Genomic DNA, 24,606 nt, shown 5'->3' on the forward strand with positions numbered 1-24,606 from the left:
AATTATTTCTGGTTAATTACAATTTTTCTCTTTAGCAGGGGATCTAAGTATTAACAGCAATGAGGTAGGAAACATCTTTAATTTATAAAATGATCTTTCTTTTCAAAATTAAATTCAGTTCCAGAAAACAATCAACTTCTCTATTAACGCTGTGCAGTAATAAAGAAGTTGATTTAAGCTATTTAATTAGGCTTCTGCTGGTTTGGATCGGTTAACGGAGAAATATTGTTTTCTGACCCCGGATATCCCATATTTTGATTAATATGCCCTAAAGAATTGGATTTTATAACTTCTTCTTTTATTGGCCAATATACATGATAAGGTAACATTCGGTAAATATTTGAAACATTTAATACTTCATCTCTGTAAAAATTATTCCTTCTCATTACACGGTCATAAAACCAGTTATTTTCGTGCATGTTTTCCAAAGAATATCCATCTTGTCCCAGTTGGGCCATAATGTACGCTACTCTCGTTAACTCACACTTTCGGGGTGTTTCCCAATATAACTCGCGGGCGCGTTCATCAAAAATATAATCAATATCCACAGTTTCCTTCTGACTTGCCTGCGCCCGGGCACGAACTGTATTTACATCTTTTGTGGCATTGGGAATATCACCTTTCCACCAGTAAGCCTCAGCTCTTAACAGATAAAGTTCTGCCAGTCTGTAAACATACATATCGCTCCATGCTCCATTTGGCTTTGGATTTTTTGAATCGTCGATATAAACAAGTTTGTTATACATTATTGGATACCAGGCACGTATATCCGTAATAAAATTACCGTTGAAGGATTGCCCGTAATAGTCAGAATTTGGATTGTTGTATATATATCTTTCCATTCCAAAATAATTATTATGTGAATACCTTATATCAGTTGTATCCTCCCACCGCATATCTCTGAAAAACTGACATGGAATCATCCTTCCAACTCCCCTTCCAAGTTGTTTAATCATCATAAGACCGGTATCGTAGTCATTATCTGTGGTTCCTCTGGCTCCATTGGGGTCCAGAACAGCAGAGTGCCACCAGGTTGGTCCGGTGTCTCTCATTTTGCCAGCACCTTCACCACGTTCCGTTCCTCCTTCTACCAAATACTCATCCTGTACAACAAAAATAGCTTCCTTGTTTTCAGCTAAACTTTTGTTATTCTTCTGATGTAAATCCCAAATAACATCAAATTCATCCGGATTAAGAATCGGATATTCATAAAACTCCGGCTCTGTTGTTCCAAATCTTTCGGTCATCAAATGATATTTCCCTCCGTCAATAATTTTTGAGGCTTCTGCAATAGCTTTATCAAATTCACGGAGAGCGAGATAACACTTTGTAAGCAAAAAAGATCCTGCTGCGCCGTTAATCTTTCCCGGAGAAACATCTTCAGGAAGCCATTGTACAGCAAATTCCAAATCACCGGCGATTTGTTTTAAAATGGTTTCTCTGGTGTGCGTATAAAAATCCAGTCTGGGGGAAGTTACTTCCTCCAATAATAAAGGTACGTCGCCAAACTGATGAACCAGACGATAATACCAGTACGCCCTGCTAAAGTACCCATTCGCAAGTATTTCATTTTTATCAGCTTCTGAACTAAATTCTACGTCATCTATTCTGGAAATAATAATATTTGCGTCTTTTATTCCGGCCCAGGCTCGACTCCAGTAACTACTTACTTCTTTGTCATCCGTAGAAGTGGGTGTCATTTGGGTTTCCATGTTATGCATTATTGATGCCGGAGGAGCTCCGTTAATACTCATATCAGAATAATTCCATTCGCCCAATATGTCATGCTGATCAGTAAGAGCATATTCGTGCCTGTAACGTTTATTTATGGAAACTATTAATGCTTCCATTCCAGCCTTATCAACCAAAGATGACTCGGGAGAGAAAAATGACTTGGGATCGGGCTCCAACCATTCTTCTGTACATGCACTTAAGATTAAAAATATTAACAATGAATAAATTATATATCGTTTCATTTTTCTTAATTTTTTAGTTTAAAGACTTAAATCTACTCCGAAAGTAAAAATCATTGGTGTTGGATTGCCGGTTTCTACATCCCAGTCGTACTGCCATCCTGAAATTGCAGGCAGATTTTGAACATTCACAAAGAGTCTAAGCCTCTCAATATCCAATTTTGCCAGAGAACTGCGCGGAACATTATACCCCATCGTTATATTTTGTATTCTGATAAATGATTTACTCTCCCACCAATTGGTAGCCGGACTATTATTATTAGAATATAAACGTGTCCATTCATTTGTTGGGTTGTCAACCGTCCAATAGGGCGTTTTTATTTTATTTAATCTTTCCTGTCCAACTCTGTAGTTAAAATGCTGATTATTTGCACTATAATAATCCAGATAAGAGTTTAGCAGAAAAGACACATCAAAATTTCTATAGGAAAAATCATTTCTTAAACTCACTCTGTACCTGGGTTTTTTGTAGCCCTGGAAAACTTTGTCATCATAATTGATAATCCCATCGTCATTTACATCCAATAGTTTTGCATCCCCCGGGGCTCTGCCATATATTTCTGCTTCTTCCTCCTCCCCGAGTTGCCAGATGCCCAAAATTTTATAATCAAATATCTCGTCGATAGCGTGTCCGATATACCAACCATTCTGGATATCATCTTCCTCACGCTGACCAATCACATCACCATTCTCATCGACCACATCGACCATATCACCATAAAGATGCTTTATCTCATTGCGGTTAAACCAGAATGAAAGTGTAGAATTCCATGAAAAATCAGCTTTTTCAACATTTACTGTGTTCAGAGTGAATTCCAGTCCCTGGTTTTGTACTTCTCCAAGATTTGAATAAACCGAGCCATAGCCTGTGATATTTGGAAGCGTTCTTTCCAAAAGTAAATCGGTCGTTGACATATGGTAAGCATCTATCGCACCTGAGATTCTTCCATCCAATACTGCAAAATCAAGTCCAATATTATAAGCGGCAGTTCTCTCCCACTTTAGTTCCTGATTCGCCAAATTGGTTGAATAAATACCTGTAACCGAACTGTGGTCGTATATATATTTTGTTGTATTCATTTGCGAAAGAGCTGCATATCTTCCTATCTCTCTGTTCCCGTTTTCCCCCCATGAAAGGCGAAGTTTCAAATTTGACAACCATTCTATATTTACAAATTCTTCTTCTGATAAACGCCACCCAAATGCGGCTGCAGGAAAAACCGCCCTGGGATTTTTTTGTCCAAATGCGGAATACCCGTCGCGACGGACAGAAAGTGTTAACAGATAACGATCGAGTAGTCCGTAATTTAAACGGGCCATAAATGCATCTCCTGTGCTTCGGGTATCGTTATTGCTAATTTCAGGGCTTGCACCAATTGACAAATTATGGTATGTTAAACTCTCATTCGGATCAAACTCTGAATTAGATTGATAAGAATACCAGTAATTATCTTCTTCCACATTATACAAAATAGTTACATCAAAATCATGGATATTATTAAAAGTTTTATTCCACTTTAAAATATGGTCTATCATCCAGGCGTAGCGGTTACTCTCTCGACGGGATCCACTGGCGCCTCCTTCTCCCAGACTAGCTTTCGATGGTGTAAAACGATAATCCTGAGCGGAGGTGAACCGGTTTACCCAGTTTATCTTGTAGGAGAATCCTAAAGGAAAAGTGATTTTTCCATAAATATTGGCGAAAACTTCCCGTTGCCTGTAAAAATTATCCTTATACTCATACAAATATGGATTTCCCCCTAAGTTGTCGTCATGGGGCTCATGTTTATATGTTCCATCTTCATAATACAATGAACCATAAGGGCTGTTTTTGTCGTACAAAGATACTGCACCTGGAATTCCTGTCGGCTCCCTGCTCTCATTCGCCTGAATATTTGTTCCAACGGACAAAAATTTTGTTACATCGGCGTCCAGGTTAATACGAGCTCTGAAGTTTTGATATTTCTGGTAAATCTGAACACCTTCATTACTAACATAACCTAATGAGGTATAATAAGAAAAATTGTCCGTTTTCCCCGACAAACTAACGTTGTTATCTGTTCGTAATCCTGTTTTAAACAAAATATCGCCCCAGTCCAGTGTATTCCCCGCCTTATAATTATCTACTTCAACCTGTTGAAGCTGTAATCGTCCCAACCAAATGTCCTCCGGAGGTGTTGAGGTTCCCTGAAGATTATCATATTCCAGCCACTGCTCCAAAGAGACGCCATCGGGAAGATTTTCCGGATTTGTATAATATCCTGCCGGACTGCTAATATCAAAACGATCGAGAACATCTCTTCTGTAGTCAAGGTACTCCTCAGGGGAATATACGCTTTCCATTTTATTTATTTTTGCAATACCAACAGTACTCCTCACGTTAATCGTTGGCTTAGCTTCTCTTCCCTTTTTTGTTGTGATGATAACTACACCGGAAGCTGCCTTCGCCCCATAAATGGCTGCGGAACTTGCATCTTTCAGTACATCAACTTTTTCAATATCTACGGGGTTAATATCAGATATATCACCCTGATAAATTATATCATCGACAACAACTAAAGGAGAATTGGTTGCTCCCAATGATGTTGGCCCTCTGATTTCCAATGAAGAAGAACCTTTTGCAGAAGTACTTATGCCCGTATTGAGTCCGGGAAGGGCACTTCTCAGTAATTCACTTACATTGGTGGCAGCCTGTCTGTCCATTGCTTTTGCATCAACACTTGCTACAGACCCCGTTAAGTCACTTTTCTTCATCACACCGTATCCTACAGCAACTACTTCATCCAGGCCAATGACATCTTGCTCCATTTGAACATTCAATGTTGTACGGTTATTTAATTGTACTTCCTGCGTTTTCAACCCAATAAATGAAAAGGTTAAAGATGCTGTATTTGCCGGCACACTTAGTTCAAACATCCCATCAACATTGGTGACAGCACCAGTAGTTGTCCCCGGTACCAAAACGGTTACACCTGGCAATGGAGTACTATTTTCGTCGGTGACGGTACCTGTGATCATTTTTGTTTGTTGCTCTGAAAACAGCTTTTCCCCGCCTGAATCAGAATTTTCGCCACGTGTAACAACAATATCTTTATTTAAAACGCGGTAAATCAAACCTGTTCCCTGCAAAACTTCGTCTAACACTTTGTCAATACTTTTATCAACAAATTTTATATTGTATGTTTTGTTTGTTGGAAGGTGTTCGTTTTTGTAAAAAAAATCGAATTCCGTTTGACTTTGAATATCATGAAAAACCTTTTCAAGAGATGCATCTTTCAGATCGAGGTTTATTCTTACTGATTGTGAATAAACACTAGCTGAGGTACCCAGGAAAGTTGCAAACAAAAGAAGTAATGTCAACCTCATAAGAAGTAATAATTTTTTGCACTTTCTTCGTAAGAGAAAAAAATGCGTAATTAAATTTTTTTTCATAGTTTAGCTACGATTTTAATTTATAAATCAAATTTTTAAAAAGTATGAAAACGGGGAATGTGTGGTGCTTTTCCCGTTTTTTTAATGAATAGAAATTAATGTTTCATTGGCATTTTAATTTTCATAAGTTTGGTTTAAAATTTTATTGTACTGTTATTCTTACTTCATCAGAATTAATCTCGTAGTGAATTGGTAAAAGTTGTTTAATTAATTCAAAGTGTTGCTCCAACGGTTTATATCTTCTCAACACTCCTGATATTCTCTCATTTTTCAATTCTTCGGGATAATCAATTTCAACATCCCACCAACGTTCAACAATCTGAAAAATCTTACCTAGCGGTTCATTTCTAAATTCATACCTGCCTTCTTTCCATGTAGTAAATATTTCAAGGTCAGCTTCGCCTATTCTCACCTTTGAGGTTTCAGTATTAAAACTTGATTGTTCCCCGGGGAGTAAATCATGAACGATATTCCCTGTAATAATTTTCACTTTCCCCTCCTCAAGTGTGGTTTCGATGGTGTGGTTTTCAGGATACTCGCAAACATTAAATCGGGTTCCCACCACTTTTACTGTATGACTTTTTGTTTTCACGTAAAAAGGCTTCTCCTCGTTGGCTTTTACTTCAAAATAAGCTTCTCCGGCGAGTTCAACTCTTCTGTTATTAGCGTCGAAACGGGAAGGAAAAGAAAGCTCTGAATCGGAATTTATCCAAACATGTGTACCATCGGCCAGGAAAACTTCTTTCAGCTGTCCTTTTGTAGCTTCAACCGTTTTCATTTCAACCGTTTTTTTAATGAACGGGTGCTGTGAATATAAATATCTTCCAATCCAACCTACTCCCAGTGAGATTATTACAATGGCCGCAATTTTCATTATTTCTGTTACACCGGAGAACCTTAATTTCCGTGACGCAATTCGATCCTGAAGCGACAGCCACTGATCCAGTTCCAAATCATTCAGTTGTTTTGTTCCCAACTTTGCACTTTCCCAAATATCTTTTTCCTGAAACAAACGTTTACGGTTTTCAGGATTTTCTTTAATCCAGCTATAAAGCAGTTTTTCGTCTTCGACAGAAGCTTGTCCCTGCACGAAACGTTGAATTACCAACTCAATATTTGAAAATTTTTGATTTTCCATTTTTAATACGAGTATTTATGGCGATAGGAACCCTACCTCCCATTTTGATTTTTTTTTAAAATTTATTGAATAGCAGCGCTACAAGAATGAGTAGCATATCTTTAAATTCTTCCCGAAATAACTGAAGGGCTTTAGAAATATGTTTTTCAACGGCTTTTACCGAAATATTAAAAACCCCGGCAATTTCTTTATTGGTGAGTCCTTCATGCCGGCTCTTTTCAAATACCTGGCGACACTTTTCAGGCAATTGGACAATGACCTTTTCAATCCTGTCCCTTACGCCAAACTCCAGAATACTTTTTTCCGAATTCGTATAGTATAACAATTCTTCCTGTTTTAAAAGCATTCCAAAATTATCCTGATGAAGTCTCTTTTTCTGCTCGGTTTTTAAATATTTGAAGCACCGGTTTTTAACAATCGTAAAAAGATAAGCAGATACCGAGGTAGTAATTTCGGTTTTTCTCCTGTTTTGCCACAATTCATAAAAACAATCCTGGACTATATCTTTTGCCTGCTCTTGGTCAACAAATTTCGAAGCAAAAAGAAAAAGTGGCTGAAAATATCTTTGAAACAAAATCCGGAAGGCTGAACGATCGCCGTTCTTTACTTTTTGAAAGATCGTATTTTCAGCAAGGTCAGTCATAATAAGAATGGCATTTTAATCAAGCCTCATTTTTTATAAGATGACATAAAATTAAACGGTAAAAAATGATGCAAAAGTAATATTTCGATTTTCACATAAAATAAAAAGTAATAAACAATGTAAAATTTATTCCTGATTTAAATTCAAAAAAAAGAAAAGCTACCACTTATTTCTGCAACAACTAATTCAATTCCTATTCAGAAGCAAATTCATCAGCAAGCTGATTTATTTTGTCAATTGACAATTGCTCTCCGGAATTAATAATAACCCGGTACCTGAAAGTTGCCGACTGACCGGCCGGAATGGAAAAATCAAATGTTTCGGCACCGTTTGTAAAATCTTTCACACCAAAAGGATTTGCAGCAAACAATCCATAACCACGGGCATGCCAGTAAGTAGGATAGTTTGGATTCTGAGGATGATCACAGATGATTACAGAAATATTTTCACCATCAGTTTTGCCCTGTAATCTCATCCACCGGGCCCTGGTTCCCCAAACTTCCAAACCAGTTACCCCCTCGCTGCTTGTGTAATTACCGGTAATATTGGCATTTAGTGTGTCTCTTGTTCTGGTTGTTGTTCCGTCCTCGTTGTACAAAAGAATGTTTCCGTTATCGGGCAACTCAAGCGAACGTGCCGCCCTGATTCCAAACATTCCTTCTTTTGTGTCCGGCATTTGAACGTCGTTTTCGCCAGCAGTTAACGTGGTCATCCTGTCGATTATTCGATTTTCACCCTGTGCAATAAAATGATATTCCGTCTTTTCGTGCAGTATTTCTGTCCCGGTAGTGTCCTGCCAACTCTCTTCTGAAATAAAAGAACCTTCTCCTTTTCCTTCTTTTAGTTCACTGGTTTCTAGGTGTTTTATAACCCCACCATTCAAATTGGTGGTTCCCAAACCCTGCGAGCCATTTCCCCAAAAATCAAGACCATTCACATTTCCATACGTAAACCACATCCCAATCTGGTGGGGATGATCGGCTCTTTCTCCTGCCCTTGGTTCTATCGGAAATCCACGGGTAACGTCATAAGAATCCGCTGTAAGAATGGGATAAAATACAGGCTTTGTTAAATTCTCTGACCAGCGAAATGTAGTCAACAACTGCTTATCAACCCATACTTCCAACGTTTTTGCATCTGCGTCTTTTTCAAAGGTAACACCCGGTTTTTCCGGCTCATTTTGTTTCGCTGATTTACTGTTACAGGAATACACAAAAACGATAACAACAATAAATAGACAATACCTCATTTTTTTCATTTTTAATTAATATTTACCAAACTCCTTCCAGGCAGAATGCATTGCCATGATATTTTCAGGCGGAACTTCAGCCTGAATGTTATGCACTGCGCTAAAAACAAAGCCTCCGCCAGGTGCAAGTGCATCAATATTTCTTTTTACGTCATCTTTTACTTCCTGAGTCAATCCCGAAGGCAAAACTTTTTGGGTATCAACACCGCCCCCCCAAAAAGCAATTTCTTTTCCAAAATCCTTCTTCAACTGAAAAGGTTCCATCCCGGCAGCTGTGACATGTACCGGATTCAGAATATCCACTCCCGTTTCAATCAAATCGGGAATAATTGAACGCACATTTCCACAAGAATGAAACATCAGTTTTACATGAGGCGCTTTCTCTTTTATCAACTTTAAAATCCGAACAAAATGCGGTTTGTAGTACTCGCGGAAATGCCCGGGGCTAATCAATTGCGATTGTTGTGTTCCATAGTCATCGCCTTCACCCACAATATCTACAACATCACCGACTTCATTCAACAAAGAATCCCAAAATTCAATTTTTAAATCAGCCAGTTTTCCAACTAATTTATCAGAGTTTAGCGGAAACAGAAATGGGTCAACCATAGCATTTTCCATTCCTCGCACACGTTGATGCATTTCAAAAAGTCCGGCACAAAAACCTTTGGTTATTACAATCTTATCCATTTTTCGGATCTTTATTGCTTTTTCCCGCAACCCGGCAAACCGCTCTGACTTTGACGGATTGGGCCAGTTAAAATCCTCTACAATATTTTCTTCCTCAAAATTTACCTCTTTCATTGGGTTTTTAACCAGCGAAAACCAATATCCGTTTTTTGGAAAGTGGTGAGTAAAGTTCCATTCATCGACATATTCAAAATATTTCCCCCGAGCATTTAATTTTGAATACACATCCCAATTGTGACTTGTAAGTGGGAAAACACCGCGTGTGTCCACTCCAAGTTTATCCAGAATTTCTTCAGAAGGAACAACAATCTGCTGAATCACGTCTGACCATTCCGGAGATATTTCATCCTTTCCCAAATATTTTCGCAAATTTTGATACGCTGTATTTGTTATCCCCGTCCACGTAGTGCCGGCCAAATCAAATGGCACCTGGTCCGGTTCCTCGTGGTTTAAAGTTTTTAATATTCGTTCTCTTGAGTTCATTTCAGATTTGTTAAAGGTTCCATTTTAGGTGCCAGTAAATGAATGACAGCAATTGCAATTAAATAACCAAAAGAAGCAACGGCAAAGGCTATTTTGTAACCATCGGTTCCGGATTCGTTTAAAACATATCCCACCAGCAAAGCCATAAGCATACCTCCCAAAGTACTAATGGTCGTGGCAAAACCGGTAACGGTTGCAACCACATTTTTGGGAAAAAGGTCGGAAGCAACGGTAAAAATATTTGCCGACCACGAACAGTGAGCCGCCGCAGCCAGTGCAATAAAACCAACACTTGTAACGATTGAAGAATAGTTTGGAACTGTCATAACCGGTAGAACCAGCAGTGCAGACCCCAGCATGGTCACTTTCCTGGAAAAATTTATTGTCTTTCCTTTTTTAATAAGCAGGGAAGAAATAGCGCCGCCGGCAATTCCCCCCAAATCGGCAATAACATAAATGGTTACCAGTGGTAGTGCCAATTCCTTTAAATCAACTCCAAATTTGGAGTTTAAAAATTTAGCGCCCCAATACAGGTAAAACCACCAAACCGGGTCGGCAAATAATTTTCCGAGGGCCACTGCCCAGGTTTGCCGGTATTTAATCAACCGATACCAACTAATCTTTATATTCCCTGAGTCGGGCTCTCCATCTTTAATAAAATCAATTTCAGCCTGGTTTACATACCTGCTTTTCCCGGGAACCCTATATAAAATCAACCAAAAAACCAACCAAAAAACTCCGAGGAAACCAGACAAAATAAACACCCACTTCCACGAGCCAAATTGGGCAATAATCAGTGGTATTAAGATTGGAGCCAAAATAGCCCCCACATTCGAACCACCGTTAAAAAGCCCGGTGGCAAACGCCCTTTCTTTTTTTGGGAACCATTCAGCTACCGTTTTTATAGCTGCCGGAAAATTTCCTGCTTCACTCAAGCCTAGTCCTACACGGGCCATTGCAAATCCCACCCAAGTTCGGGCAGCTGCGTGAAACATACTGGCAATACTCCACAATCCAACCGCAAGGGTAAACCCCCACCGTGTGCCAAGTCGGTCGATAACATAACCCGCCAACAACGTACCGGCAGCATATGCAAACTGAAATGAAGAAACGATATAACCGTACTGTAATTCTGTCCAGCCAATTTCCTTTTCCAGTAAAGGAGCTAAAATCCCCATCAAAAAACGGTCGAAATAATTTACAGTGGTGGCGAAAAACAAAAGGGCAACAATTGCCCATCGAAAATTTGTCTTCCCTTTAAATTGGCCGGAATTAGTCATTTAGCTTAGTTTTTCTTGGTTTTTAAAAATAAGCAAATAAAACCGTATTTACATTAATTTTGAAAATAAACCAACAAGCATTGAAAATACGCAAGGCTAAAGACTACAAATAAAATTCAAAAAAATAATAGATATTTGCACAGAAGGCCAAAGACGGCAGTCTGAAATAACTATTTTCTTTCTTTAGTCTTCTAACTTCATACCTTATTATATTTACAATATTACAGCAACTAAAGTAGCTGCAATGAAATTACCGGATTTTAACCTTAATTAGATAATAAATTACAAACTGCCGATTTCATAATGGATTCCTGTAAAAAAAATTAATTTTGTGAACGAAAGCCAAAAGAATTGCAGCAACCGATGTAGGAAAACGTTTGTAAATACATAACAAAAACGTTTTATGAATTCATCACTCGATCTTAATACCAACTGGAGAAAAGTAGCCTCAACCATTTACAAAAAACCAATTGATTCCAAAATTTACGGCTCAGTTGAAATTGATGTAACCGACCTGGAAAAATATATTTCTGCCAAAAGAAAAGAGGGAATCAAAATTACACTAACACATATTATTACACTTATTGTCGGCCGTGCAATTAAGCTGGAGGTGCCGGAATTAAATACATTCGTAAAAAGAGGAAAGATTGTAAACCGACCGCAAATCGACGCGATGGTGAGCGTTTTACTTCAGGATGGGGAGATGGGTTCAGTAAAAATTGAAAATATTGACAAATTAAATATTAGTGAGCTGTCAGATGAAATAGCAAAAAAAATAAAAGCATCAAGAAAGGGGAATGAGAACAATACGATGCAATCCAAAGATTCTCTTTCAAAAATTCCCTGGCCATTCCGCTCCTGGGTATTCTATTTATACCGCCTTTTTACCATTCACTGGGGTTTTTCGTTTCCGGTAATTAAACTCTCTGCAAATAGTTTTGGATCCTACGTTGTATCCAACATTGGAACTCTGGGTTTGGACAGTGGCTATGGGGCGCTGCTGCCTTCTGCAAACGTTTCTATCGTAATGATTTTGGGTGGTGTAAACAAAAAACCGGTTGTTGTTAACGATGAAATCGTTCCGCGAAGAATACTTTCTTTGTCTGCCACCCTTGACCACCGAGTAGTAGACGGCTCCCACGGCGGAAAACTTTTCAGGGTTATAAAACAAATGATAAGAAATCCTTATTTGCTCGACGAACATATTTAATCTGTCTTCAGAAATGTTGTGATAAAATGTTCTGAAACATTTTATAAAATATTTCTCCGTGTACGAACACGAAAAATCAAAAAAAACTGTAATTTTGTAGCGCTAACTAATTAATCACCTATAAATCAAAATACTATCAAAGAAAACGATCAAATACGGATTAAAGATATAGCAGAAAAAGCAAAAGTGTCTATTGGGACAGTCGACCGGGTATTACATAACCGGGGAGAAGTTGCCGAATCTACCAAGAAAAAAATTCTCAAAATAATCGAAGAATTGGACTACCAGCCCAACTTTCTTGCAAGTACACTGGCATCAAAAAAGTCGGCCGTTTTTGCCACGCTCTTTCCTGAACCCCCTTCAGCAGAAGGATATTGGAACAAACCTTTTATTGGGGTAAAAAAAAGAATTAGCGAACTTAAACCTTACGGAATTCAAATAGAACATTTTACATTTAATCAGCCCGATTCAAAAAGCTTTGCTGCCGAAGCAAAAAAAATTGTCGAACTCCAACCCGATGGCGTTGTTTTAGCTCCTTTTTTCAAAAAAGAATCAGTTCATTTTATCGAACAACTCAAAGAAAATAATATACCGTTTGTTTTTATTGATTCTGAAATTAAAAACGCAGGGCATTTAAGTTACATCGGACAAAACTCCTATCAAAGTGGATTTGTGTCGGCGAAACTTCTCGACCTTTCACTCCGAACAGGAAATATCATGGTCATTCATTTTGCAAAAGAAATGGATAACCAGAACCACCTTGTTCAACGTGAAATAGGATTTTATGACTGGTTTCAGGTTAGCAACAAAGAAAAACATGAGATTTTCACCACTGAAATAGCCGATACTGATACCGACCTGTGGATGGAAAAAATCAAAAAAGAAATAACAGAAAAAAATATACGGGGAATTTTTGTAACCAATTCGAAGGTATTTTATGTAGGTCGGATGGTAGAAAAATATGGCCTTTCGGATTTAAAAATTATCGGTCACGATTTGTTAAAGGAAAATACCGATTTTCTGAAAAAAGGTATCGTTCAGTTTTTAATCTGCCAACGCCCGGAAGAACAGGGATATAACGCAATTAATAAATTGTTCCGCAATGTGGTGCAAAAAAGAAAAGTATCTGAGGAGAACTACACTTCCATCGATATCGTAATTAAAGAAAATATAGATTATTACAAAGAATTTAAGTAGAAATTATGAAAACAATGTCGTTTGATGACTTGAATGGAAAAGTATGCGTAATTACTGGTGGCGCAGGTGTTTTGGGAAGTGCTATGGTAAAAGCCATGGCTTCGGTTGGTATGAAAATAGCAATTGCCGACATTAATAAAGAGGTTGCTGAAAAAGTAGCTGCTGAAATCGCTTCCGAATTTAACACAGAAGTAATTGGTGTAGAAGCCAACGTTTTAGACAAATCGTCGCTTGAAGAAGCAAAAAAAGAAATCAACGAAAAACTTGGTGAAATCAGTATTCTGGTAAATGGAGCGGGAGGAAACAGTCCGCAAGCTACCACCAAAGTTGAACAAATGACCGAAAATGATCTGGATAAACTGGAGGAGACATTTTATGGTCTGGAAATGGAAGGTTTTGATAAGGTTTATGCACTAAATTTTAAAGGAACGCTACTCCCTACAATGGTTTTCACAAAAGACATGTTAAAAAACAAAAATGGTGTTGTATTAAATATTTCATCGATGAATTCATACAAACCATTGACAAAAATACCTGCTTATTCCGCCGCAAAAGCATCAGTAAATAATTTTACGGAATGGCTTTCCGTTCACCTTGCGAAAGTGGGGATTCGGGTCAATGCAATTGCTCCGGGTTTTTTTATCACACATCAAAACCGTTTTTTGGTTATGGATGAAAAAACCGGAAACTATTCTCCACGCGGACAAAAAATTGTTGACAATACGCCAATGGGAAAATTTGGAGAACCGGAAGATTTACAGGGAGCTACACTTTTCCTTCTCTCTGAGGTATCGTCATTTATTACCGGAATCGTAATTCCTGTTGACGGTGGCTACAGCGCTTATGGAGGAGTATAGATAAATCAAAAAAAACCAATAGACAGGAACATGAAACGACGTGAATTTATAAAAACTTCAGCTGGAGCAGCCATAGGTGCTTCTGTTTTAAATAACCCGGTGAGTGCTTCTGTTTCAAAAGCAACCAAAAGAAAACTGGTTTTAGTTGGAACAGGCGTTAGGGGAACATCTTTCTGGGGCAGAAATATTGTTCAAAATTATGGAGACATTACTGAATTTGTAGGTCTGTGCGATATCAACCCCGGAAGACTTGAACTCGCAAAGGAATACATGGGAGTTAACTGCCCTGTTTATACCGATTTTGATAAAATGATTGCAGAAACCAAACCGGATTTGGTTGTTGTAACCACAGTTGACGCTACCCACCATGAATACATTATTCGCGCCATGGAACTGGGTGTCGACGTACTAACAGAAAAGCCGCTAACAACAGATGAGGCAAAGGCACAAGCCATTATCGATACGGAAAAGAAAACCGGAAGAAAAGTTATTGTTGGTTTTAATTACCGCTACGGAACCCTGTTTTCAGCTATAAAAGAAGAACTTGCAAAAAAACCAATTGGTGAAGTGACATCAGTTGATTTTCACTGGTATCTGAATACATACCACGGAGCTGACTATTTTAGAAGATGGCACGGTGAACGAGACAAAAGCGGGACTTTACTTGTACACAAAGCAACACACCACTTCGATTTATTAAACTGGCTGATTGACTCAGATCCGGTGGAAGTTGTTGCACATGGTGCACTGGAGCACTACGGGAAAAACAATAAGTTTAGAGGATTAAACTGTCGGAATTGCGCTTATACCGATAAATGCAAATTTTACTGGGATATTAAAAAAAGCGAGAGGTCATACAAACTGTATGTAGAAAACGAAAAATACGACGGGTATATTCGTGACAATTGTTTATGGCGCGAGGATGTTGATATTTATGATAAAATGGCCGTTCAGATTAAATATGCCAATAATGTACAAGTAAGTTATTCTTTAACAACATATTCACCATACGAAGGCTGGCGAATCGCTTTTAACGGAAAAGACGGAAGATTGGAATCGTGGGAAGACATACCGTGGCGCAGGCAAGACAAAATTAATCAGGCGGAACTGCATGCCGCTGAGATGAATCAGGGAGAAGATAAAAATACCCGTTATGATGAAATTTTTATCATGAACAATTTCAACCCGGAATATCAGATGAAGAAAGTGGTTGCTTCACGTGGGGGACATGGTGGAGGAGATGCGCGTCTGCAAGACAAAATTTTTCGCGATCCCAACATGCCGGATCCTTATAAACATGCGGCAACATCACGCGACGGTGTAATGTCGGCAATCATTGGGATAGCCGCCCGCAAATCAATTGAAGAGCAGCGAGTGGTAAAAATTGAAGAATTAACAACAATAAAACCTCATCCCACCCGCAACGTATAATGTAAAAAAAAGGAATTAAATTTTAAGAAAATAATATGAGCTTGGAACTAAAAAAGAATTGTAAATACGCATTATTGGTTCCCACAAGTATGGGAATAAGAATTACTCCTGTTAACGGTCAGCCTGTACACAGCAGCGACACTTATAAAATGCAGGCAACCAGTGCGGAAACAAATGTAGCAAGCATTTCGTCATACCTGGGGTTACCGGTAAAAGTACTGACAACATTCGTTAAAGGAAGCCCGATTGCACAATTTATAAAAAGCAATCTGAAAGCCCGCCATATGGATTATGAAGGCCCGGAGGTGGAACAGGGTACACCGTGGGGATTCCGTCACCAGATAAATATAGCCGACAGCGGATTCGGTTCCCGGGGTCCACGGGTGTTTAACGATCGCGCAGGAGAAGTGGGCAGGACGCTCAGTGTAAAAGATTTTGATTTGGAGCGGATTTTTGGTGAAGAAGGAGTTCAGGTGGTGCACCTTTCAGGTTTAATTGGAGCTCTTTCTCCGGAAACTTCAGAATTTTGCCTTGAGATTGCAAGAGCTGCGAAAAAACACGGAACAAAAATTTCATTCGACTTAAATCACCGTGCTTCATTCTGGAAAGGAAGAGAAAAAGAGCTGCGCGAAAACTTCACCGAAATTGCTTCTGTTTCTGATATTTTAATTGGAAACGAAGAAGATTTCCAGTTATGTTTTGGAATTGAAGGTCCGGAGGCCGGTGGTGAAGGTTTAAAAGCAAAAATAGATGGTTTTAAAGGACTGATAAAGAGGGTAAAAGAAACATTTCCTAATGCATCTGTTTTTGCTACCACTCTTCGTGAAGTTGTGAGTGTTAACGAACATCTTTGGGGGGCAATTATGTTAGAAGGCGAAAACTGGCATGTAATTGAACCACGAACCATTAATGTACTCGACAGAATTGGAGGCGGCGATGGATTTGTAGGCGGAATGCTATACGGTGTTTTACGTGACTGGGAACCGGAAAAATGGCCACAGTTTGGTTGGGCAACCGGTGCAATGGCAGCAACTTTTCTCACCGATTATGCTCAACCTGCTGACGAAGAAATGGTGTGGAGTATTTGGAAAGGAAACGCAAGAGTAAAAAGATAACTCAATATTAAAAACCTTTCGCAAAGATTTAATTTTTGAGTACTAATCCCCGGCTTTTGGCCGGGGACTTTTTCTCTACAAATGTATTTCTGAATTTTTAGAAACTACTTTTATTAAAACGATGATTTATTACGAAAAAGGCACTACTGATACAGCACTTTCGGCTGAAGATTTAAAAAAGGGACTTTTTGAAGCCCTGGAGAAAATGGAACCAAAACAAAAAGTGCTGGCTGTTCCTCCTGATTATACAAGACTTCCGTCCCGGGCCGGTGAATTAACTGAATTTGCCTGGGAGTATTTTGCGGAACGACTAACAGATATCCTGCCTGCGCTGGGAACGCATACTCCAATGACTGAGAAACAGATTAGCCATATGTTTGGAGCAACACCAAAACATCTGTTTCGTGAACACGATTGGAGAAACGATGTGGTTACACTGGGAACAGTCCCGGCAGAATTTGTAAAAGAAGTATCAGGCGGAGCAGTCAATTACGATTGGCCGGTTCAGGTAAACAAATTACTGGTTGAAGGCGGTTTCGATCTTATTTTGTCCATCGGCCAGGTTGTACCTCACGAGGTAGTCGGCATGGCAAACTATAACAAAAACATCTTTGTTGGAACAGGTGGTTCCGAAGGAATAAACAAAAGTCATTTTATAGGCGCTGCCTACGGAATGGAAAAAATGATGGGCCGGGCTGATACCCCGGTTCGAAAAATCTTCAACTACGCCTCAGAAAAAGTGAGTGCCGATCTCCCGATTGTTTATGTACAAACGGTAGTTGGTTTGAATAAACAAGGCAGGCTGCAAACTTACGGGCTTTTTGTCGGTGATGATTACAGTGTTTTTGACAAAGCAGCAAAACTTTCTTTGCTGGTAAATTTTGAAATGGTAAATAAACCGCTAAAAAAAGTAGTAGTTTGGCTCGACCCCACAGAATTTAAAAGCACGTGGCTTGGAAACAAAAGCGTTTACAGAACACGAATGGCACTGGCCGACGATGGCGAACTAATTGTTTTGGCCCCTGCTTTAAAAGAATTTGGAGAAGATGCCCAAATTGATGCATTGATTAGAAAATACGGATATCATGGAACGCCACATACCTTAAAAATGGTAAAAGAAAACGAAGACCTTCAAAAAAATCTTGGAGCTGCGGCGCATCTCATCCATGGTTCATCTGAAGGAAGATTCAGCATCACCTATTGCCCGGGAAAAGAAAAAGAGAATTTGACCCGCAAAGAAATTGAAAGCGTCGGTTTTATTTACGGGGACTTTGATGAGATTACCGCTCGTTATAATCCTGAAACACTAAAAGACGGATTTAACACTTTGTCCGACGGTGAAGAAATATTTTATATTTCTAATCCTGCGATAGGTTTGTGGGCATACAAAGATCGATTTGAATTTTGATGGAAAATAAGAACATAATACACTGGGGAATAATTGGAGTAGGCGACGTTACGGAAGTAAAAAGCGGACCGGCTTTTAATAAAAGTAAAAACTCGGGGCTGATTGCTGTTATGCGAAGAAATGCAGAAAAAGCAGCCGACTATGCCCGTCGTCATAATGTTCCGAAATGGTACTCAAACGCCAGTGAGTTAATAAATGACCCGGAAGTTGATGCCGTTTACATAGCCACCCCACCCGAATCTCATGCTCAATATGCTATTGAAGCAATGCGGGCCGGCAAACCGGTTTATGTAGAAAAGCCGATGGCCAGAAATCACCGGGAAAGTATGGAAATGTTAAAAGTCTCGGAGGAAACAGGCATGCCGCTATGTGTTGCGTACTACAGAAGAACTTTGCCTGCATTTTTAAAGGTAAAAGAGCTTGTTGAAAAACAAGCTATCGGCAAACCGTTGCTCGTAAACATTAAACTATATAAACAAGCAGCCGAAAAAAATCAAAAGAGAGAGGAAATGCATTGGCATGTTTTCCCTGAAATAGCTGGCGCAGGTCATTTTTTTGATTTGGCTTCTCACCAGTTCGATTATCTTGATTTTGTATTTGGCCCCGTCAAAGAAGTTTCAGGAAAGGCGGAAAATAAAGCTGGTCTGTATCCCGCAGAAGATACTGTTACCGGAACCTGGAAACACGAATCGGGTGTCACCGGAACAGGAAGCTGGTGTTTTGTAGCAGATGCATCATCAGAAAAAGATGAAATAGAAATTATCGGAGAAAAAGGCCGTATAGTCCTTCCTTGTTTTTCACCGGGAAATGTTATTCTGCAAAACGAAAATGGCACCAGGGAATATGAATTTACCAACCCAAAACATATTTCACAAAATCTCGTTCAACAAGTTTCCAATGAATTCCTTGGCCAGGGAAAATCAGTGAGTACAGGAATTTCGGCTGCCCGCACAAGCTGGGTTCTTGATGAAATGGTCAAAAACTACTACCCGGAAAAACAATGAAAATTATTATCGACGATAAAATACCTTATATCAAAGGCGCTCTCGAGCCTTTTGCTGAGGTTGTCTACCTTCCGGGGAAAGCAACCAATGCAGAAGTTGTAAAAGATGCCGACGCACTAATTACCCGGACCCGGACCATTTGTAACAGAGAACTACTTGAAGGTTCGCTTGTGAAATTTATTGCTACAGCAACCATTGGTTATGACCATATTGATACAGAATACTGCAAATCAGCGGGAATTCACTGGACAAATGCTCCCGGTTGTAATGCCGAGAGTGTAAACCAATACATTACATCAGCATTATTCTCCTGGTCGATGCGAAAAAGAGAAGATCTGGCCGGAAAGACCATTGGAATTGTCGGAGTAGGAAATGTAGGCACGAAAGTAGCAAGGACTTGTGAAATACTGGGAATGAAAGTTTTGCTAAACGACCCGCCACGTGAAAGAAATGAAGGCCCTGAAAAATTTGTGTCCATTGAAACCATTCAAAAAGAAGCAGATATTATTACTTTCCATGTTCCTTTAAATTTAACAGGAAGTGATGCCACCTTTCACATGGCAAATGAAAAGTTTTTACAGAAGCTTTCAAAAAGTCCGCTTCTCATCAATTCCTGCCGGGGTGAAGTTTTTGAAACTGAGTCGGTTTACAACGCACTGGAAGCCAACGATATTTCAGGAGTAATTTTAGATTGCTGGGAAAATGAACCCGAAATTGATTTAGAATTACTCAACCTTGCTGATTACGGAACACCTCATATTGCAGGATATTCAAAAGACGGAAAAGCCAACGGGACAAAAATGAGCATTCAGGCAGCCAGCCGCTATTTTAATCTTGGAATCGATGATTGGGAACCGGAAGGTGTTGAACTTCCCCAAAATACACTTATTGAGATTGACGGAAATCAACGACGTGAATATTCAATTCTGGCGGAAGCAGTGCTTTCAACCTATGATATTGAAAACGATGATGAAACCTTGCGCGAAACTCCGCATCTTTTTGAAAAGCAGAGGGGAGACTATCCGCTAAGAAGAGAATTTGATAGCTTTACTGTTAAAGCAAAAAATATTAGAGAAGATACATTAGAAAAACTGAAAAAATTAGGATTTAAAATTATTGAAATATAAAAATCAAAATAAAATGAAAAAATTAGCTGATATTGGGTTGATCGGGTTAGCTGTAATGGGCGAAAACCTTGTATTAAATATGGAAAGCAAAGGTTACACTGTTGCGGTGTACAACCGCACAGTAGAAAAAGTGGACAAATTTGTACATGGACGCGGAGCCGGAAAAAACTTTATTGGTGCGCAGTCCATTGAAGAATTTGTTGCTTCTCTGGAAAAACCAAGAAAAGTGATGATGCTGGTAAAAGCGGGAAAACCGGTTGATGCGCTAATAGAGCAAATCATTCCGCATCTTGAAGCAGGCGACATTATTATTGACGGGGGTAACTCACACTTCCCCGACACAATAAGAAGAACAGAATATGTGGAAAGCAAAGGTTTGCTTTACGTAGGAACCGGTGTGTCGGGTGGTGAAGAAGGTGCACTGAAAGGCCCTTCAATGATGCCGGGTGGATCTCCGGATGCATGGGCGCATGTTAAAGAAATATTCCAGGCAGTAGCCGCTAAAGTGGAAGATGGTTCTCCCTGTTGCGACTGGGTAGGAGAAGGCGGCGCCGGACACTTTGTAAAAATGGTGCACAACGGAATTGAATATGGTGATATGCAAATTATTACCGAAGCATACCAGCTAATGAAAGACCTGCTGGGAATGAGCAACGATGAAATGCACGAAGTTTTTAAAGCATGGAATGATCAGGAACTGGATAGTTATCTTATTGAGATTACACGCGATATTTTGGGTTATAAGGATGAGAATGGTGAAGAAACTGTTGACTTTATCCTTGACACAGCGGGTCAGAAAGGAACCGGAAAATGGACAGGTATTTCTGCTCTCGACCTTGGTATTCCTTTAACATTGATCGGAGAATCGGTTTTTGCACGTTGTCTTTCTGCACAGAAAAATTTAAGAGTACAGGCGTCAAAAGCAATTTCAGGCCCGGCACCAAAATTCGACGGAGAAAAGGCGCAGCTGATTGATGATTTAAAAATGGCTCTGTATGGTGCAAAAATCATCTCATACGCCCAAGGTTATAACCTGATGATGGAAGCAGCCAAAGAATATGGATGGAACCTGAACTATGGCGGAATCGCTCTGATGTGGCGCGGTGGTTGTATCATCCGTTCTGCATTTTTAGCTGACATTAAAGCGGCATTCGATAACAATCCGGATTTACCTAACTTACTTTTGGACCCGTTCTTTAAGGAAAAAATTGAATCGGCCCAGGAAGGCTGGAGAAGAGTTTGTGCTACCGCTCTTTCCAACGGAATTCCGGTACCGGCACTTACTTCAGCACTTTGTTATTTTGATGGATTCAGAACAGAAAGATTGCCGGCAAATTTATTGCAGGCTCAACGCGACTATTTTGGAGCACATACATATGAAAGAACAGACAAAGCACGTGGCGAGTTTTTCCATACCAACTGGACCGGCCGTGGTGGCGACACTGCTTCTTCAACTTACAATGTATAACTTAAACCAACTTAATTTTAATGGAAAATCCGGGGACATTTCTCCGGATTTTTTATTTAAGAAAAGACTACAAATTAATCATCGCCTTTATTGCGCCGTCTTTATACCCTTCAACAATATCAAAAGCTACTGGCGTTTCGTCGAAAGAAAAATTATGAGTAACCATTTTTTCAACATCTATTTTGCCCGAAACGACCAAATCAATAGCTTCTTCCACGCAGTGATTTTGACGACGCACGTTAATGACAGTTAATTCCTTCCGGCGCATCAAATCCATATTAAACGCGTACTCAGCTGAAGGAGGAATTCCTACTAAGACAAGTTTGCCTCCGGGTTTTAATATTTTGATTGCATTGCTTACAGCCTCCTGTTCGCCACTGGCCTCAAAAACCACATCAAGCAACAATTCTTCTCTTTTTTGAACCTCTGTTTCCACATCCTCTTTTTCAGGATTGATCAAATAAGAAGCGCCAATCTCACTTGCTTTTTTCAGCCGGTATTCAAGAGGCTCAATTGTTCCAACATTTGAAACCCCCTCAGCCAGAAGTTTCATAAGAATACTTATCCCTATTGGGCCGGCCCCAAAAATACCGGCAGAAATTTTAATATCCGAAATATTTGCCAGATTTACCGCATAAACCCCAATCGAAAGCGGCTCAATTAAAGCCGCCTGTGTTTTACTTAGTTTTCCTGTTACCGGGAAACACGTAAACTCAGGCATTACAATTGACTCAGCCAAACATCCATCCAATTGCCCCGGGCATCCCAAAAATTTATTATTCCGGCAGGTATGCGGTCTTCCTCCCCGGCATTGGTCGCACTCCCCACAATGTACCGAAGGGTCAATCACAACCAGGTCTCCCACTTTTACACGGCTTACCTCCTCGCCTATTTCTTCTATTATCCCGGAACATTCGTGCCCAACCGGAAAGGGATATTTTACAACCTGAGAACCTATTTTCCCTTCTGAATAATAATGAATATCAGAACCGCAAACCCCAACTACCGACACTTTAATTTTAACATCTGTCGGTTTCTCGATTTTAGGTTCATCGCCAACAGTTGGTTCCATTTTCCGAATACTCGTCAAAACTATTTTCTTCATTATGATAAGTCTAAAAGATTATTTTTTAAAAATAGACATTTATACACACAGTGCCTTATCCTGTCTATTTTTAAAACAATTGAAAAATGATTTTTGTCACATTTTATGTTTGATAAAGCCCATTGAATAAACAAAAAAATCAATAAAAAAAAAGTGTTTATATTTTATAACATATCACACTTTTCCTTATGCTTAAAAATCAAGAACTTACAAAAAACAGCACTTAAAATTTTAACAAATATTAATAAATTTTTAAAAATCGTTAACGATTGAAACAATTTTGTACTATATTAGCAATGCTTAAAAAAGAAAGATTAAGAAAATTATTGAAAACTACCTTTTCTCTATTAGACCAATAAAGTTTTCTTATCTAACTAAACTAGACTATGAACAATCGGGTTATCCAGCAAAAGATAACCCGTTTTTTTATGCACTTTTTCTGATATTATGTTTAAAACGAAAATAAAACAGCAAACCGGCAACACCAAGTCCAACGAGGTATCCAAACCAAATTCCCTGCGGACCGATATGAGCAACAAAAGTTAGCAAATAACTTGTTGGTATGCCAATTAAAAGATAGGCAACAAAAGCAATAAACATTGGGATTTTTACATCTGCCATTCCTCGCAAAGTACTTAGCATAACCACCTGTAAGCCATCAAAAATCTGAAATACTGCTGCAACAACAAGTAAACCGGCTGCAATAACAACAACATGTGAATCGGTGGTAAAAAGATAGGGAAGATAGTTTTTCCCAAAAACAAACACCAGTGCCGTAAACGACATAAAAGCCAAAACAAGGTGAGTAGAACCAAATGCTGCCATTTTCAAAGCTTTTAAATCATTATTTCCCATCTGATGGCTGATTCTAATTGTATTGGCTTGAGAAATTCCCAAAGAAATCATGTAAGTAAAAGAAGCCAATCCCAACGCAACCTGATGCGCTGCGAGAGGTTTTTCCCCTAACCATCCCATCATTATTGCTCCAATACCAAAAGCTGTAACCTCTACAATAATTTGTAATGCTATAGGAATTCCTATTTTCAAAACTTTTTTAATACGACTTAATTCCAAAGGCTGGAGCCGCGCATTACGAAAATGGATTCTGTGTTGTTTTCTCTTCCAGATAAAAAGTATAAAAAGGGATGGCATTATTATCCTGGAAACCAGGGTGCCGATTCCGGCGCCAACCAACCCCATGGCAGGAAAACCAAATTTTCCAAAAATTAAAACATAGTTGACTATTATATTTACAACATTGGATATCAGCGTAATTTGCATTGCCATTTTTGTATTTCCCAAACCTTCAAAAAACTGCTTGAAAGAAAAAAATAAAATGAAAGGCAAATAGGATGCACACAACAAAAGGTAGTAAGGTTTTGCCAGCGATATAACATCTTTCTGTTGGCCCATCACTGGTAAAAAGAAATAAACCGCACTCATGATTGCTGTTAAAACAAGGGCTGCTACAATATGTGTAAACATCCCGTTTTTAAGCCAAACTGTAACTTCCGATTTTTCTTTGTTTCCAAAGGCGTTACCAACCAATGGAGTTAAACCCAAAGTAAGCCCCATACCAAAATTCATCCCTATCATGAATATATTATTCACAAAAGCTGATGCAGCAAGCTCAGTGGTCCCTACATGTCCAACCATCATCACATCAATAAGTTGTACGCTTACCTGCCCGATTTGCGAAAGTACAACTGGTAAAGCCAGTCTCAGATTACGCCTGTAATATGGGAAATAATGTGCCAGTTTCATTCCAAACATTGAATAATTGGGCACCAAAGGTA

General features: G+C 39.1%; 18 protein-coding genes. 9 read left to right on the top strand and 9 right to left on the bottom strand.

Going from position 1 to position 24,606, the window contains the following annotated elements:
* Positions 1–182 precede the first annotated feature (182 nt).
* The 7 genes from GM418_RS31255 to GM418_RS31285 all read right to left on the bottom strand — a co-directional run bounded on the left by GM418_RS31255 (position 183) and on the right by GM418_RS31285 (position 10,888).
* On the bottom strand, positions 183–1,976 hold the full coding sequence (locus GM418_RS31255) for a RagB/SusD family nutrient uptake outer membrane protein (RefSeq protein WP_158872321.1): 1,794 nt from the start codon (positions 1,974–1,976) through the stop codon (positions 183–185).
* 18 nt (positions 1,977–1,994) lie between these two features.
* Entirely contained in the window at positions 1,995–5,339 is a 3,345-nt protein-coding gene (locus GM418_RS31260; protein ID WP_158872323.1) for a TonB-dependent receptor, read from the bottom strand.
* Positions 5,340–5,547: 208 nt separating this feature from the next.
* Entirely contained in the window at positions 5,548–6,543 is a 996-nt protein-coding gene (locus GM418_RS31265; protein ID WP_158872325.1) for a FecR family protein, read from the bottom strand.
* Between the two features lie 55 nt (positions 6,544–6,598).
* Complete coding sequence (locus tag GM418_RS31270) at positions 6,599–7,186, bottom strand: RNA polymerase sigma-70 factor (protein WP_158872327.1); 588 nt, start codon at positions 7,184–7,186, stop codon at positions 6,599–6,601.
* 193 nt (positions 7,187–7,379) lie between these two features.
* Complete coding sequence (locus GM418_RS31275) at positions 7,380–8,435, bottom strand: DUF6807 domain-containing protein (RefSeq protein ID WP_217447661.1); 1,056 nt, start codon at positions 8,433–8,435, stop codon at positions 7,380–7,382.
* A 15-nt stretch (positions 8,436–8,450) separates the two neighbouring features.
* Complete coding sequence (locus tag GM418_RS31280; protein ID WP_158872331.1) at positions 8,451–9,608, bottom strand: uroporphyrinogen decarboxylase family protein; 1,158 nt, start codon at positions 9,606–9,608, stop codon at positions 8,451–8,453.
* Positions 9,605–10,888 carry an MFS transporter gene (locus GM418_RS31285; RefSeq protein ID WP_158872333.1) on the bottom strand — a complete coding sequence of 428 codons (1,284 nt, stop codon included), beginning with the start codon at positions 10,886–10,888 and terminating at the stop codon, positions 9,605–9,607. Before GM418_RS31285 ends, GM418_RS31280 begins: the two co-directional genes overlap by 4 nt.
* A 403-nt stretch (positions 10,889–11,291) precedes the next feature.
* Here GM418_RS31285 and GM418_RS31290 point away from each other — a divergent pair, with 403 nt between their 5' ends.
* From GM418_RS31290 to gnd, 9 genes are all read left to right on the top strand, one after another.
* A complete protein-coding gene (locus tag GM418_RS31290; protein ID WP_158872335.1) occupies positions 11,292–12,098 on the top strand; it encodes a 2-oxo acid dehydrogenase subunit E2 in 807 nt (268 codons plus the stop codon).
* Between the two features lie 168 nt (positions 12,099–12,266).
* Entirely contained in the window at positions 12,267–13,295 is a 1,029-nt protein-coding gene (locus tag GM418_RS31295) for a LacI family DNA-binding transcriptional regulator (RefSeq protein WP_281350306.1), read from the top strand.
* 5 nt (positions 13,296–13,300) lie between these two features.
* Positions 13,301–14,152 (top strand): SDR family oxidoreductase, encoded by an 852-nt coding sequence (locus GM418_RS31300; protein WP_158872337.1) that lies wholly within the window; start codon positions 13,301–13,303, stop codon positions 14,150–14,152.
* Between the two features lie 30 nt (positions 14,153–14,182).
* Positions 14,183–15,583, top strand: a complete 1,401-nt coding sequence (locus tag GM418_RS31305; protein ID WP_158872339.1) for a Gfo/Idh/MocA family oxidoreductase — start codon at positions 14,183–14,185, stop codon at positions 15,581–15,583.
* Positions 15,584–15,618: 35 nt separating this feature from the next.
* On the top strand, positions 15,619–16,698 hold the full coding sequence (locus GM418_RS31310; RefSeq protein WP_158872341.1) for a sugar kinase: 1,080 nt from the start codon (positions 15,619–15,621) through the stop codon (positions 16,696–16,698).
* Between the two features lie 121 nt (positions 16,699–16,819).
* The gene (locus GM418_RS31315) at positions 16,820–18,106 is read left to right on the top strand and encodes a nickel-dependent putative hexonate epimerase (RefSeq protein ID WP_158872343.1); all 1,287 of its coding nucleotides are present in this window, start codon (positions 16,820–16,822) and stop codon (positions 18,104–18,106) included.
* Entirely contained in the window at positions 18,106–19,110 is a 1,005-nt protein-coding gene (locus tag GM418_RS31320) for a Gfo/Idh/MocA family protein (protein ID WP_158872345.1), read from the top strand. Before GM418_RS31315 ends, GM418_RS31320 begins: the two co-directional genes overlap by 1 nt.
* Complete coding sequence (pdxB, locus tag GM418_RS31325) at positions 19,107–20,237, top strand: 4-phosphoerythronate dehydrogenase PdxB (protein ID WP_158872347.1); 1,131 nt, start codon at positions 19,107–19,109, stop codon at positions 20,235–20,237. The genes GM418_RS31320 and pdxB overlap by 4 nt, the downstream gene beginning before the upstream one ends.
* A 13-nt stretch (positions 20,238–20,250) precedes the next feature.
* Entirely contained in the window at positions 20,251–21,705 is a 1,455-nt protein-coding gene (gene gnd / locus GM418_RS31330) for a decarboxylating NADP(+)-dependent phosphogluconate dehydrogenase (protein WP_158872349.1), read from the top strand.
* Between the two features lie 67 nt (positions 21,706–21,772).
* Here gnd and GM418_RS31335 read toward each other — a convergent pair whose 3' ends face one another.
* On the bottom strand, positions 21,773–22,810 hold the full coding sequence (locus GM418_RS31335; protein ID WP_158872351.1) for a zinc-dependent alcohol dehydrogenase: 1,038 nt from the start codon (positions 22,808–22,810) through the stop codon (positions 21,773–21,775).
* A 426-nt stretch (positions 22,811–23,236) separates the two neighbouring features.
* Entirely contained in the window at positions 23,237–24,598 is a 1,362-nt protein-coding gene (locus GM418_RS31340) for an MATE family efflux transporter (protein ID WP_158872353.1), read from the bottom strand.
* Between the last annotated feature and the right edge of the window lie 8 nt (positions 24,599–24,606).

The organism is Maribellus comscasis (assembly GCF_009762775.1).
Lineage (GTDB): Bacteria > Bacteroidota > Bacteroidia > Bacteroidales > Prolixibacteraceae > Draconibacterium > Draconibacterium comscasis.